This is a genomic window from Vibrio sp. MMH1-50 (assembly GCF_022347645.1).
GTDB classification, from domain to species: Bacteria; Pseudomonadota; Gammaproteobacteria; order Enterobacterales; family Vibrionaceae; genus Vibrio; species Vibrio harveyi.
Map to the genome: position 1 here is coordinate 39,451 of NZ_JAKRGG010000022.1, position 13,911 is coordinate 53,361.

12 protein-coding genes are annotated in these 13,911 nt (G+C 46.8%); 8 read left to right on the forward strand and 4 right to left on the reverse strand.

The features are described 5' to 3' along the window. The first annotated feature begins 12 nt into the window (after positions 1 to 12). The 6 genes from atpH (at position 13) to glmU (ending at position 6,403) form a co-directional block, all read left to right on the forward strand. Complete coding sequence (gene atpH / locus MHO32_RS16115) at positions 13 to 546, forward strand: F0F1 ATP synthase subunit delta (protein ID WP_239212939.1); 534 nt, start codon at positions 13 to 15, stop codon at positions 544 to 546. A 13-nt stretch (positions 547 to 559) separates the two neighbouring features. Further along, positions 560 to 2,101, forward strand: a complete 1,542-nt coding sequence (gene atpA / locus MHO32_RS16120; RefSeq protein ID WP_005451027.1) for a F0F1 ATP synthase subunit alpha — start codon at positions 560 to 562, stop codon at positions 2,099 to 2,101. A 44-nt stretch (positions 2,102 to 2,145) separates the two neighbouring features. Beyond that, entirely contained in the window at positions 2,146 to 3,012 is an 867-nt protein-coding gene (atpG, locus tag MHO32_RS16125; protein WP_005440806.1) for a F0F1 ATP synthase subunit gamma, read from the forward strand. A 35-nt stretch (positions 3,013 to 3,047) separates the two neighbouring features. Then, positions 3,048 to 4,451, forward strand: a complete 1,404-nt coding sequence (gene atpD / locus MHO32_RS16130; protein WP_005451025.1) for a F0F1 ATP synthase subunit beta — start codon at positions 3,048 to 3,050, stop codon at positions 4,449 to 4,451. A gap of 18 nt (positions 4,452 to 4,469) precedes the next feature. Beyond that, positions 4,470 to 4,892, forward strand: a complete 423-nt coding sequence (locus MHO32_RS16135) for a F0F1 ATP synthase subunit epsilon (RefSeq protein WP_005429758.1) — start codon at positions 4,470 to 4,472, stop codon at positions 4,890 to 4,892. Positions 4,893 to 5,041: 149 nt separating this feature from the next. Continuing rightward, complete coding sequence (gene glmU / locus MHO32_RS16140; protein WP_009699093.1) at positions 5,042 to 6,403, forward strand: bifunctional UDP-N-acetylglucosamine diphosphorylase/glucosamine-1-phosphate N-acetyltransferase GlmU; 1,362 nt, start codon at positions 5,042 to 5,044, stop codon at positions 6,401 to 6,403. A gap of 85 nt (positions 6,404 to 6,488) precedes the next feature. Here the strand turns inward: glmU and MHO32_RS16145 are convergent, their stop codons facing one another. Then, entirely contained in the window at positions 6,489 to 7,229 is a 741-nt protein-coding gene (locus MHO32_RS16145; RefSeq protein WP_009699092.1) for an amino acid ABC transporter permease, read from the reverse strand. A 122-nt stretch (positions 7,230 to 7,351) separates the two neighbouring features. Here MHO32_RS16145 and MHO32_RS16150 point away from each other — a divergent pair, with 122 nt between their 5' ends. Then, a complete protein-coding gene (locus MHO32_RS16150) occupies positions 7,352 to 8,128 on the forward strand; it encodes a transporter substrate-binding domain-containing protein (RefSeq protein ID WP_009699091.1) in 777 nt (258 codons plus the stop codon). Positions 8,129 to 8,214: 86 nt separating this feature from the next. Here MHO32_RS16150 and punC read toward each other — a convergent pair whose 3' ends face one another. Continuing rightward, positions 8,215 to 9,420, reverse strand: coding sequence for a purine nucleoside transporter PunC (gene punC / locus MHO32_RS16155; protein ID WP_005451019.1), 1,206 nt, complete (start codon positions 9,418 to 9,420; stop codon positions 8,215 to 8,217). A gap of 153 nt (positions 9,421 to 9,573) precedes the next feature. Between punC and punR the strand changes: the two genes are divergently transcribed. After that, the gene (punR, locus tag MHO32_RS16160) at positions 9,574 to 10,476 is read left to right on the forward strand and encodes a DNA-binding transcriptional activator PunR (protein ID WP_005451018.1); all 903 of its coding nucleotides are present in this window, start codon (positions 9,574 to 9,576) and stop codon (positions 10,474 to 10,476) included. Between the two features lie 37 nt (positions 10,477 to 10,513). On the opposite strand, the gene ilvA is transcribed toward punR, so the two are convergent. Both ilvA and ilvD read right to left on the reverse strand, forming a co-directional pair. Beyond that, positions 10,514 to 12,061, reverse strand: a complete 1,548-nt coding sequence (gene ilvA, locus MHO32_RS16165) for a threonine ammonia-lyase, biosynthetic (RefSeq protein ID WP_005429804.1) — start codon at positions 12,059 to 12,061, stop codon at positions 10,514 to 10,516. A gap of 4 nt (positions 12,062 to 12,065) precedes the next feature. Then, the gene (ilvD, locus tag MHO32_RS16170) at positions 12,066 to 13,907 is read right to left on the reverse strand and encodes a dihydroxy-acid dehydratase (protein ID WP_029790004.1); all 1,842 of its coding nucleotides are present in this window, start codon (positions 13,905 to 13,907) and stop codon (positions 12,066 to 12,068) included. Positions 13,908 to 13,911 lie beyond the last annotated feature (4 nt).

A 13,911-nucleotide genomic window follows, 5' to 3' on the forward strand; every position in this document is an offset into this window, starting at 1 on the left:
CTGGGGGCGCATATGTCTGATTTGACTACAATCGCACGCCCCTATGCTAAAGCAGCCTTCGACTTTGCTGTAGACAAAGATCAGCTAGACCAATGGAGTCAAATGCTATCTTTTGCTGCTGAAGTTGCCAAAAACGAACAAATGAATGAACTTCTAACAGGTTCAGTTTCTGCTGATAAAATGGCAGAGATCTTTGTTGCAGTTTGTGGCGAACAAGTTGATGCGCACGGTCAAAACCTGATTAAGGTAATGGCTGAGAATGGTCGTCTGACGGCCCTTCCTGATGTTTGTGAACAATTCTTCCTATTGAAGAAAGAGCATGAGAAAGAAATCGATGTTGAAGTAATTTCAGCAAGCGAACTTTCTGATGAACAACTTGCAAACATTGGCAGCAAACTTGAAGTGCGTCTTGAACGCAAAGTGAAGCTGAATTGCAGTGTAGATGAGACCCTACTTGGTGGGGTTATTATTCGAGCCGGAGACCTAGTCATCGATGACTCAGCGCGTGGTCGTTTGAACCGCCTGAGCGATGCATTGCAGTCTTAATGGGGATTGGAGCATGCAACTTAATTCCACGGAAATTAGCGATCTGATCAAACAACGTATCGAATCTTTCGAAGTTGTTAGTGAAGCTCGCAACGAGGGTACTATCGTATCGGTAAGCGATGGTATCATCCGCATCCACGGCCTAGCGGACGTGATGCAAGGTGAAATGATTGAATTACCGGGTGGCCGTTATGCACTAGCACTTAACCTTGAGCGTGACTCGGTTGGTGCGGTAGTAATGGGCCCATATGCTGACCTTAAGGAAGGCATGAAAGTTACAGGTACTGGTCGCATTCTTGAAGTGCCAGTTGGTCCAGAACTTCTAGGTCGCGTAGTGAACACACTAGGTGAGCCTATCGATGGTAAAGGTCCAATCGAAGCTAAATTGACTTCGCCTGTAGAAGTAATCGCACCAGGTGTAATCGACCGTAAATCGGTAGACCAACCTGTGCAAACTGGTTACAAATCAGTTGACTCAATGATCCCAATCGGTCGTGGTCAGCGTGAGCTTGTAATCGGTGACCGTCAGACTGGTAAAACAGCAATGGCGATCGACGCGATTATCAACCAGAAAGACTCTGGTATTTTCTCAATCTACGTAGCAATCGGTCAGAAAGCATCGACTATCGCTAACGTAGTTCGCAAACTAGAAGAGCACGGCGCGCTGGCTAACACTATCGTTGTTGTTGCATCTGCTTCTGAGTCTGCAGCGCTACAATATCTAGCGCCATACGCAGGTTGTGCGATGGGTGAATACTTCCGCGATCGCGGTGAAGACGCACTGATTGTTTACGATGATCTATCTAAGCAAGCGGTAGCTTACCGTCAGATCTCTCTACTACTAAAACGTCCACCAGGCCGTGAGGCATTCCCAGGTGATGTATTCTACCTACACTCGCGTCTACTAGAGCGTGCAGCTCGTGTAAACGAAGAGTACGTAGAGCGTTTCACTAACGGTGAAGTGAAAGGTAAGACTGGTTCTCTAACTGCTCTTCCTATCATTGAAACTCAAGCAGGTGACGTTTCAGCATTCGTACCGACTAACGTAATCTCGATTACCGATGGTCAGATCTTCCTACAAACTGAGCTATTCAACGCAGGTGTACGTCCAGCGGTTGACCCAGGTATCTCAGTATCTCGTGTAGGTGGTTCAGCTCAGACGAAAATCATCAAGAAGCTATCAGGCGGTATCCGTACTGCACTAGCTCAGTACCGTGAACTAGCGGCATTCGCGCAGTTCTCGTCTGACCTTGATGAAGCGACGAAGAAACAGCTAGACCACGGTCAAAAAGTTACAGAACTAATGAAGCAAAAGCAGTACGCTCCAATGTCTGTATTTGACCAAGCACTAGTAATCTTCGCGGCAGAGCGCGGCTATTTAGCAGATGTTGAACTAAGCAAACTGCTAGATTTCGAAGCGGCTCTACTATCGTACGCTCGCGGTCAATACGCTGAATTCGCAGCTGAGATCGACAAGACGGGTGCATACAACGATGAAGTTGAAGCTCAGTTGAAGAAACTGACTGACGACTTCGTAGCAACCCAAACTTGGTAATTAGGTCGGTGGCAGTTTCTGCCACCAACTAACGGAGAGTAACGATGGCCGGCGCAAAAGAGATACGTAATAAAATCGGTAGTGTTAAAAGCACTCAGAAAATTACGAAAGCGATGGAAATGGTAGCAGCTTCAAAAATGCGTCGTTCTCAAGACGCAATGGAAGCTTCTCGTCCATACGCTGAAACAATGCGTAAAGTGATCGGTCATGTGGCTAACGCAAACCTAGAGTACCGTCATCCGTACCTAGAAGAGCGTGAAGCTAAACGTGTTGGTTACATCATCGTTTCGACAGACCGTGGTCTGTGTGGTGGTTTGAACATTAACGTGTTCAAGAAAGCCGTTACAGACATGCAATCATGGAAAGAGAAAGGTGCTGAAGTTGAACTGGCTGTAATTGGTTCAAAAGCAACAGCTTTCTTTAAACATGGTGGCGCAAAAGTTGCGGCACAGGTTTCTGGTTTGGGTGATAGCCCAAGTCTAGAAGACCTAATCGGTTCTGTTGGCGTAATGCTTAAGAAATACGATGAAGGTGAACTGGATCGTCTATATGTGGTGTTTAACAAGTTTGTAAACACTATGATTCAGCAACCAACGATCGATCAATTGCTACCTTTGCCTAAATCGGACAGCGAAGAGATGCAGCGTGAGCACTCATGGGACTACATCTATGAGCCTGAGCCAAAACCTCTATTAGACACACTTCTAGTGCGTTACGTAGAGTCTCAGGTATACCAAGGTGTGGTTGAGAACCTTGCTTGTGAGCAAGCGGCTCGAATGATTGCGATGAAGGCTGCAACGGATAACGCAACCAACTTGATTGAAGATTTAGAACTTGTGTACAACAAAGCCCGTCAGGCTGCGATCACACAAGAACTATCGGAAATCGTTGGTGGTGCATCTGCGGTTTAAGCTTAGGTAAAACGAAATAGTTTAGAGGATTAACGATGGCTACAGGTAAGATCGTACAGATCATCGGTGCGGTAGTCGACGTAGAGTTCCCACAGAGCGAAGTACCAAGTGTATATGACGCTCTAAACGTTACAGAATCTAAAGAGCGTCTAGTTCTTGAGGTTCAACAACAGCTAGGCGGTGGCGTAGTTCGTTGTATCGTAATGGGTAGCTCTGATGGTTTACGTCGTGGCGTTGAAGTGGTTAACACTGGCGCTCCAATTTCAGTACCAGTAGGTACTAAAACTCTAGGTCGTATCATGAACGTCCTAGGTGACGCGATTGATGAGCGTGGTGAGATCGGTGCAGAAGAGGTTTACTCTATTCACCGTGAAGCACCAAGCTACGAAGAGCAATCAAACGAAACAGCACTTCTAGAAACTGGTGTTAAAGTAATCGACTTGGTTTGTCCATTCGCTAAGGGTGGTAAAATCGGTCTATTCGGTGGTGCAGGTGTAGGTAAGACTGTTAACATGATGGAGCTTATCAACAACATCGCACTTCAACACTCAGGTCTATCAGTATTTGCTGGTGTTGGTGAACGTACTCGTGAAGGTAACGATTTCTACTTCGAGATGCAGGAAGCGGGCGTTGTAAACGTTGAGAATCCTGAAGAATCTAAAGTAGCGATGGTTTACGGTCAGATGAACGAGCCACCAGGCAACCGTCTACGTGTTGCACTGACTGGTCTAACAATGGCAGAACGTTTCCGTGACGAAGGTCGTGACGTACTTCTGTTCGTTGATAACATCTACCGTTACACGCTTGCAGGTACTGAGGTATCAGCACTTCTAGGTCGTATGCCTTCTGCGGTAGGTTACCAGCCAACTCTTGCAGAAGAGATGGGTGTACTTCAGGAGCGTATCACGTCAACTAAGCAAGGTTCTATCACGTCTGTACAGGCGGTATACGTACCTGCGGATGACTTGACTGACCCGTCTCCAGCAACAACGTTCGCGCACTTGGATGCAACGGTTGTACTTAACCGTAACATCGCAGCTATGGGTCTATACCCTGCGATCGACCCACTAGATTCGACTTCTCGTCAGCTAGACCCACTAGTAGTTGGTCAAGAGCACTACGACACAGCTCGTGGCGTTCAGCAGACACTTCAGCGCTACAAAGAGCTGAAAGATATCATCGCGATTCTAGGTATGGACGAGCTATCTGAAGAAGATAAGCAAGTTGTATCTCGTGCACGTAAGATTGAGCGTTTCCTAACTCAGCCTTACCACGTAGCGGAAGTATTTACAGGTGACCCAGGCGTTTACGTACCTCTTAAAGAGACACTACGTGGCTTCAAAGGTCTACTAGCTGGTGAATACGATGACATTCCAGAGCAAGCGTTCATGTACTGCGGTACGATTGACGATGCTATCGAGAATGCGAAGAAGCTATAAGGCTAACTAGGAGGCGATATGGCACCAATAACCTTTCACCTAGACGTAGTAAGCGCTGAGAAACGTATTTTCTCTGGTCGCGTAGAAACGTTTCAGGTGACCGGTAGCGAAGGTGAGCTGGGTATTTTCCACGGCCACACTCCGCTGCTGTCCGCTATTAAGCCTGGTATGGTGCGTATTGTGAAACAGCACGGCCACGAAGAGTTCATTTATGTCTCTGGTGGTATGGTCGAAGTTCAGCCTGGTACTGCTACAGTACTGGCTGATACAGCGATTCGTGGTGAAGATCTAGACGCAGCGAAGGCAGAAGAAGCCAAGCGCCGCGCTGAGGAGCAAATCCAGAATCAGCACGGTGATATGGACTTCGCACAAGCGGCCAGTGAACTGGCTAAAGCCATTGCTCAGCTACGAGTTATCGAGCTGACCAAAAAGCGTCGCTAAGCTCAATTAGCAACGTTGCATGAAAAAAGGCGGCCAATTGGTCGCCTTTTTGATTAATTTTAGTTGGAAATTTACATCTCACCATTAACTAATCCTTCCAAGGTGTTTAAAATAACGCCCAATTAAAATAGAACGTCAATAGGTTATTAATGAAATTCAGTGCTGTGATCCTTGCTGCGGGTAAAGGTACCCGTATGTATTCAAACATGCCTAAAGTGCTACACACTTTGGCAGGGAAGCCAATGGCAAAACATGTTATCGATACATGTACAGGTCTTGGCGCACAAAACATCCACCTAGTATATGGTCACGGTGGTGATCAAATGCAACAAACGCTAGCAAAAGAGCCGGTTAATTGGGTACTGCAAGCGGAGCAACTAGGTACAGGTCACGCGGTTGATCAAGCGTCTCCGAAGTTTGAAGACGATGAAAAAGTACTGGTGCTTTACGGTGATGTTCCACTGATTTCAGCAGAAACGATTGAAAACCTATTAGATGCACAACCAACAGGCGGTATTGCACTACTAACAGTGATGCTAGATAACCCAATGGGTTACGGTCGTATCATTCGTAAAAATGGTCCAGTAGTGGCGATCGTCGAGCAAAAAGACGCAACAGAAGAGCAGAAGCTCATCAAAGAATGTAATACTGGTGTGCTGGTGGCGACAGGTGGTGACCTGAAACGCTGGCTTGCTGGTCTAAATAATGAAAACGCACAAGGCGAATACTACTTAACAGACGTTATCGCGGCAGCACACGATGAAGGTCGCGCGGTTGAGGCTGTGCATCCAGTAAACGCGATTGAAGTAGAAGGCGTTAACGACCGTGCTCAACTGGCTCGTCTTGAGCGTGCATTCCAATCAATGCAAGCACAGAAGCTATTAGAGCAAGGCGTAATGCTGCGTGATCCAGCACGTTTCGACCTACGCGGTGAACTGCAATGCGGTATGGATTGTGAAATCGATGCAAACGTGATCATCGAAGGTAAAGTATCACTGGGTGATAACGTCGTAATCGGTGCTGGTTGCGTACTGAAAGACTGTGAAATCGATGATAACACGGTGGTTCGTCCTTACAGTGTGATTGAAGGTGCAACAGTTGGTGAAGAATGTACAGTTGGTCCATTCACACGCCTACGCCCTGGCGCAGAAATGCGTAACGATTCTCACGTAGGTAACTTCGTAGAAGTGAAAAACGCACGTATCGGCGAAGGCTCTAAAGCGAACCATCTGACTTACCTAGGTGATGCTGAGATCGGTCAACGTACTAACATCGGTGCAGGTACCATCACTTGTAACTACGATGGTGCGAACAAGTTTAAGACCATCATTGGTAACGACGTCTTCGTTGGCTCAGATAGCCAGCTTGTTGCGCCAGTGACGATTGCTGATGGTGCAACGATTGGTGCTGGTACGACATTAACCAAAGACGTTGCAGAAGGTGAGCTTGTGATTACTCGTGCGAAAGAGCGCAAAATTACCGGTTGGCAACGCCCGGTAAAACAAAAGTAAGCCTCAGCTGCTTTCTTTAACCGAAATAAACCAAAGCCGCTCATCTGAGCGGCTTTGTTGTATCTAGTGTTGTGAAAGGGAGAGTTTAGTGACTCGGAATCGCTATGCGTTTTTCTAGCCAGCGAACCGCTTGAGAGACCAAAAGAATCAGCACCAAATACTCTAAGACGAGAAATGTATAGATCTCTAATGGTAAGTACTCATTCACGACCAATTCATTAGCACGCCTTGTTAAGTCGCTTAGACCGATTACGCTGACTAACGAACTCATCTTAAGGATATAAACGAATTGATTCCCCAGCGGCGGTAAGATTTGGCGAAATGCTTGTGGAAGGATCACTAAGCGCATTTTTTGCCAGTAGTTTAACCCTAATGACTCCGCTGCCTCGTGTTGTCCGCGACTGATGGCTTGGATTCCCCCTCTAAATACTTCCGCCATAAAGGCACTTTCTGCGATAGTTAGCGCAATGACACCTGCCCAAAAGTGGTTTAAGGATACATCGAGTAACGTTGGCATTCCGTAATACACCCACAGCAACAATACCAAAACGGGAATAGAACGGATCACTTCCACATAAACGCGGTTGATCCACTTGAGCACTGGAGAGTCAGAAAGGGCGGGAAGAGCAATGATCAATCCGATGGTCATTGCAAACAGCATGCTGAGTAGTGACACTTGGATCGTGTCATTAAAACCGGCGACCAAAAACTTGATGTTTGTCAGCCCTTGCTCGGTTGATGGGTCAAGCACATACCAGCCCCACTGATAATCGGAACAACCGGTGAGAAACAGCAGCGAAACTAAGCATAGATGTCGATAGTTCACATTTACTCCCTGAACTGACTAAAAAACTTCCTTTGTTGCTGCTATGTTATCAATGAAGCCGTACTAATGGTTAATAATTAAAGGGAATATCTCCTACCGTCATTCTTTTAAGGGAATAGAAAATGAAAAAAACTTTGCTTGCGCTAGGAATGTGTTTGCTTGCGATAACTCAAGTCGCTCATGCAGAAAGTCGTCTACAAGAGATCTTAGATAAAGGTGTGTTGCGTGTCGGGACGACAGGGGATTGGAATCCGATGACGATGAAAGATCCAGCGACCAATAGCTATCGTGGTTTTGATATCGACGTCACCTCTGAGCTTGCTAAAGATCTTGGTGTTAAGGTGGAATACGTCGCGACCGATTGGAAAACGCTAGTCAATGGCATTACTGCCAACAAATACGATATTACGGGTAGTGCATCATTGAATATGTCACGAGCGAAAGTTGCGGGTTATAGCCAACCGTATTTCTACCTTGCGTTTGTTCCTGTTGTACAAAAGAAAGACTTAGCGAAGTTCTCTGATTGGGCTGACTTTGACAAACCTGATGTAAAAGTGGCGGCTACGCTGGGGACAGTGCAAGAAAAGATGGTCAAAGATTTCTTTCCATCTGCACAACATATTGTGATTGAAGCGCCTGCGCGTGATTTCCAAGAATTATTAGCTCGCCGCGCTGATGTATCGGTAACATCCAATGTAGAAGCGGCAACGTTGGTGACCAAGTTTAAGCAACTGGCGATAGTGCCGGTGAAGGAGCCTCGTAAGCCTACCCCTATTGCGATGCTGCTACCTCAAGATGATCAAGTATGGATTAATTACATCAATCATTGGGTTGAGTTGAAGAAAACCCAAGGCTTCTTTGAGCAAACCGCTGAAAAGTGGGGACTGAAGAGCATGTAAGTTCGTTGCTTATTGTTACTATCACAGAATAAAAGAGCCGCTCAGCAGCGGCTCTTTGTTTTAATTAAGATGACTTTGAATTGAATCTAAAGCTCGTCTTCACTCACTACGCGAGCATTGTCTGGAGTTGTGAAGTGTTTAGATAATTCACGGTTAGACAAGATGTAACCCATCCATAGACCCCCCATACAGATGATGATTGCAACACCCGTTACCATCTGAGCTTGGCTTGCCATCGCTGCTACTAGTGCGCTTGATAGGCTGCTCACGGTAATTTGCAGGCTGTTTTGCAAACCAGCTGCGGTTGCAGGGCTTTGCTTCGCACTTGCCAATGCACGGTTTACTACGATTGGGTACAGTGCACCATTCGCTACCGCAATCAAACAGAAAGGCGCTAGGATTGGCCAGATGGAGGTCAATTCCCACTGCGAAGCTACGAAGATAAGCAACGCGGCAACACTGAATAAACCGATCAACTGACGCAGAATTTTTTCATCACCAAATTTGCGAACACCAACTTTACCTAGGTAACCACCCACCATGAAAGCAATGGTTTGTGGGATAAAGCTCAAACCGATGTCTTTTGCTTCGTAGCCGAGTTGAGACATGATTTCTGGCATACCTGTTAGGTAAGCGAAGAAAGCTGCAGATGCCGTCGCAAACATAAACACGTTGCCTAGGTAAGTTTTAGATCCTAGAAGTGCTTTGATGTCAGACGACATGCTGGTTTGTTTTGTTTCTGCCTTTTCATTTTTTTGCGCCATTGTCGCAACGACAAGCAGTACGCCCATCAGTGTCAACGCTACAAAAATGCTATGCCAGCCAAAACTATCTGCGAGCAGTACACCTAACTGAGGTGCTAATGCTGGAGACAGAGCCACCAGCGGCATGATGGTCGCAAAAATCTGTTGGCTACTGCTAGAGTGACGTTTGATCACCATCGCTTGCCAAATAACAGCTGGGGCACAGACACCAATTGCTTGAACAAAGCGCAATGCTAATAGTTGCCACACTTGCTCACTGAATGCGAGACCGAAGGACGCAACAGTAAACAGCACTAAACCAGCTGCCAGTGTATTACGGTGTCCAAATTTGTCTGAAGCCAAGCCCCACATCAATTGACCAAAAGCCATACCAACAAGAAATACGGTCAGTGAAAGTGCGATTTGTTCTGGACCTGTTGCAAAGTCGATTTCCATCGCTTTGAACGCAGGTAGGTACATATCGGTCGCAATAAAGCCAAGCATAGACAAGGCTGCAAGGTAAACGAGTTGTAGTTTTGATATTTTCATGATTCAACCAATCAAATTATTTAATCATTTTTTAGTCAATATCAGTTGGCGCCAACCCTGATTTATTTACCTCGCCATTCTATTTTTCGATTTTAAGAAAATAAAACGCTAAAATTATTGGTTATCAATCAAAAATTTTGAAAGGTCGAAATCATGTTCTCCAAGTCTTCACTGGAAATGCTCGATACCGTTGCTCGATTAGGCAGTTTTACTGCGGCTGCTGAAGTGCTGCATAAAGTCCCTTCTGCGATCAGCTACGGTGTTCGTCAAGTAGAGCAAGATCTCGATGTAGTGTTGTTCCGTCGATTACCGAGAAAAGTGGAACTGACACCAGCTGGAGAGCTGTTCATTGAAGAAGCGCGTTTAATGCTACGACAAATGGCTGAAGTGAAAGCGCAAACTCGCCGCGCGGCACATGGTTGGCAGTCAACATTGAAGCTCACACTGGATAACGTGGTTAAGCTCGATAAGCTTAAGCCTTTGGTTGAAGATTTTTATCGTGAGTTTGAATTTGCTGAGCTGCAAATCAACATGGAAGTGTTTAACGGCTCATGGGAAGCGATTGCACAAGGGCGTGCTGATATTGTCGTTGGTGCAACGTCAGCGATTCCAGTTGGGGGTGATTTTGAAGTAAAAGACATGGGTGTATTGGATTGGGCATTTGTTATGTCACCTGCGCACCCTTGTGTTCGCCAGCAAGTCCTGACAGAAGAGTTTGTGAGTCAATTTCCGGCGATCTGTCTCGATGATACCTCGAACGTGCTGCCAAAACGTCATACTGGTCATTATCCGAAACAGCGTCGTCTGCTGTTACCTAATTGGTATAGCGCGATCGAATGTCTGAAGAATGGAGTAGGAGTCGGTTACATGCCGCGCCATATTGCCATGCCACTGATCCACGATGGTGTGCTGGTGGAAAAAGTCCTGGAGGATGATAAACCGTTGAGCCAATGTTGTTTGGTGTGGCGTAAAGATGACAATCACAAGTTGATTCAATGGATGGTGGATTACTTAGGTACACCAAATAAACTGCATCAGGATTGGCTGCAGTACTAACAAAAAGCCACTTTCAAGGAAAGTGGCTTTGGCGGCTCTAAGACAAGAAAAACTTGTAAGACGGGTTATCTGTTTCGTCTTTGCATTGATAGCCAAGTTCGCGCAAATGCGCAGAAAACTGAGCTAAATCGCTTTCATCTAACTCGAAACCACATAAAACGCGTCCGTAGTCAGCGCCGTGGTTACGGTAGTTGAACAAGCTGATATTCCAATGGGTACCGAGTGTACTCAAGAACTTCAGTAGCGCTCCCGGATATTCTGGAAACTCAAAGCTGTAGAGGCGTTCTTTGAGTGGCTTAGATGGTTTACCACCAATCATATAGCGTACGTGCAGTTTCGCCATTTCATCATCAGAGAGGTCAACCACAGGGTAACCACCATCACGCAAGTCATGGATGATGTTTTCTAGTTCTTCCTGACCGCCTTGCAAACGCACACCGACAAAGATATTCGCCAGTGCGTCATCGTTGTAACGATAGTTAAACTCCGTTACGGCACGACCGCCAATGAGGTTACAGAACTCAAAGAAGGCACCTTGACGCTCAGGAATGGTGACCGCAAGCAGACCTTCACGTTTCTCACCAAGCTCGCAGCGTTCAGAAACATAACGCAAACCATGGAAGTTGGTGTTGGCGCCTGACAGTACGGTGCCTAGATTTTTGCCTTCGAGTTTGTTTTGCTCAGCAAACTTCTTTAAGCCCGCTAGAGCAAGTGCGCCGGAAGGTTCTGCGATAGCACGAGTATCTTCAAAGATGTCTTTCACAGCAGCGCAGATTTCATCACTGGAAACTGCGATATGCCCATCAATGTACTTTTGGCACAGACGAAATGTCTCTTCACCAATGCGCTTTACTGCGACGCCATCGGCAAACATGCTGACTTGGTCTAGTACGACTGGCTCACCAGCATCCAAAGCTGCTTTTAAGCATGAAGAGTCTTCTGGCTCGACCGCAATTACTTTGATTTCTGGCATCAACTGCTTCACAAGCACCGCTACGCCTGCGGCTAAACCGCCACCACCAACAGGTACGAAGATGTAATCCAGGTGACCATTTTGCTGCAGCATTTCCATGCCGATAGTACCTTGACCTGCAATCACCAGTGGATGATCGAATGGTGGGACAAAGGTATAACCGTTTAACTCGGATAGGCGCTCAGCTTCCGCTTTTGCTTCATCAAAATTACTGCCATGCAGCACCACGTTGCCACCAAACCCGCGTACCGCATCGACTTTGATATCTGGTGTGGTTTTTGGCATCACAATGGTGGTTTTTATGCCTAGCTTTGTACCCGAAAGCGCCATGCCTTGGGCGTGATTACCTGCGGATGCAGCAATGACACCAGCGGCTTTTTGTGCTTCAGACAGGCTTGCAACCATGTTGTAAGCGCCGCGCAGTTTGAACGAGTGTACGGGCTGGCGATCTTCGCGTTTGATTTGCACATTGTTACCAATGCGTGCAGCAAGGCGAGGCATTTCTTGCAATGGGGTGACTGTTGCAACTTCATACACAGGAGCTCGCAAGATCTGGCGCAGATAATCTGCACCAGATTGGTTTTCCTGTTTTAAGGGAAAGGGTTGACTCATAAAGCTAGCCCTCAAGCTTAGATTTGTCTCGTACTGCACCTTTGTCAGCACTGGTCGCCATACTTGCGTAAGCTTTAAGTGCAAATGAAACTTCACGTTGGCGGTCAACAGGTTTCCAGCCTAGTTCGTCTTGTTTTGCACGTCGATCAGCAAGCTCTTGTTCAGATACTTGGAGTGAAATTGAACGGTTTGGAATATCAATTGCGATCATATCGCCTTCTTTTACCAGACCAATCGCACCGCCATTTGCCGCTTCAGGAGAGGCGTGACCAATAGACAGACCTGATGTACCACCAGAGAAGCGACCGTCAGTCAGAAGTGCACACTCTTTACCGAGTCCCATCGATTTCAAGTAAGTGGTTGGGTACAGCATTTCTTGCATGCCCGGACCACCTTTAGGGCCTTCGTAGCGGATAATTACCACGTCGCCCGCTTTAACTTTTCCGCCTAAGATGCCTTCAACGGCGTCTTCTTGGCTCTCGAAAACCACGGCAGGACCAGTGAACTTAAGAATGCTTTCATCAACGCCAGCGGTCTTAACGATACAGCCATCCAGTGCGATATTGCCAGATAGAACAGCTAGACCACCTTCTTGGCTGAAAGCATTGTCTTTGGCACGAATACAACCTTCAGCGCGATCATCATCAAGTCGATCCCAGCGACAATCTTGTGAGAATGCTTGTGTAGTACGAATACCAGCAGGACCTGCGCGGTAGAACTTGAGTACTTCTTCGTCTTCAGTTTGGATTATGTCGTATTTTGCGAGCTGCTCTTTCATGGAAAGACCAAGTACGGTGCGCGCATCATTGTGCAGTAGACCGGCACGGTCAAGCTCACCAAGGATAGCCATTACACCACCAGCGCGGTGCACGTCTTCCATGTGATATTTCTGAGTGGACGGTGCGACTTTACACAGGTGCGGTACTTGGCGAGACAGGCGATCGATATCTTCCATATCAAAATCGACTTCGCCTTCTTGCGCTGCTGCCAATAAGTGCAAAATCGTATTAGTTGAGCCACCCATAGCGATGTCCAGTGCCATAGCATTTTCAAAGGCATCAAAGGTTGCGATGTTGCGTGGCAATGCGGATTCGTCATCTTGCTCGTAGTAACGACGAGTCAGTTCAACAATGCGTCGACCCGCGTTAAGGAATAGCTGTTCACGGTCTGCGTGAGTCGCCAACATAGAACCGTTGCCCGGCTGAGAAAGACCGAGTGCTTCAGTTAAACAGTTCATCGAGTTTGCGGTAAACATGCCTGAACACGATCCACACGTTGGGCATGCACTGCGCTCGATCTGTTCGCTTTGCTCATCAGAAACTTTTGGATCTGCGCCCTGGATCATTGCATCAACAAGGTCTAGCTTGATGATCTGATCGGAAAGCTTGGTTTTACCCGCTTCCATTGGACCACCAGAAACAAAGATAACAGGAATGTTGAGACGCATTGATGCCATCAACATTCCCGGAGTGATTTTGTCACAGTTAGAGATACACACCATAGCATCGGCACAGTGTGCGTTTACCATGTACTCAACGGAGTCTGCGATCAGTTCGCGTGAAGGCAATGAGTACAGCATGCCACCGTGACCCATTGCGATACCATCATCAACGGCGATGGTGTTGAATTCTTTTGCGATACCGCCAGCTTTTTCGATTTCGCGTGCTACAAGCTGACCCATATCTTTCAGGTGTACGTGACCCGGAACAAACTGAGTAAATGAGTTTACTACTGCGATGATTGGTTTACCGAAGTCTTCTTCTTTGACGCCAGTGGCACGCCACAATGCACGTGCTCCCGCCATGTTACGACCATGTGTGGTGGTTGCTGATCTATATTTTGGCATTTCC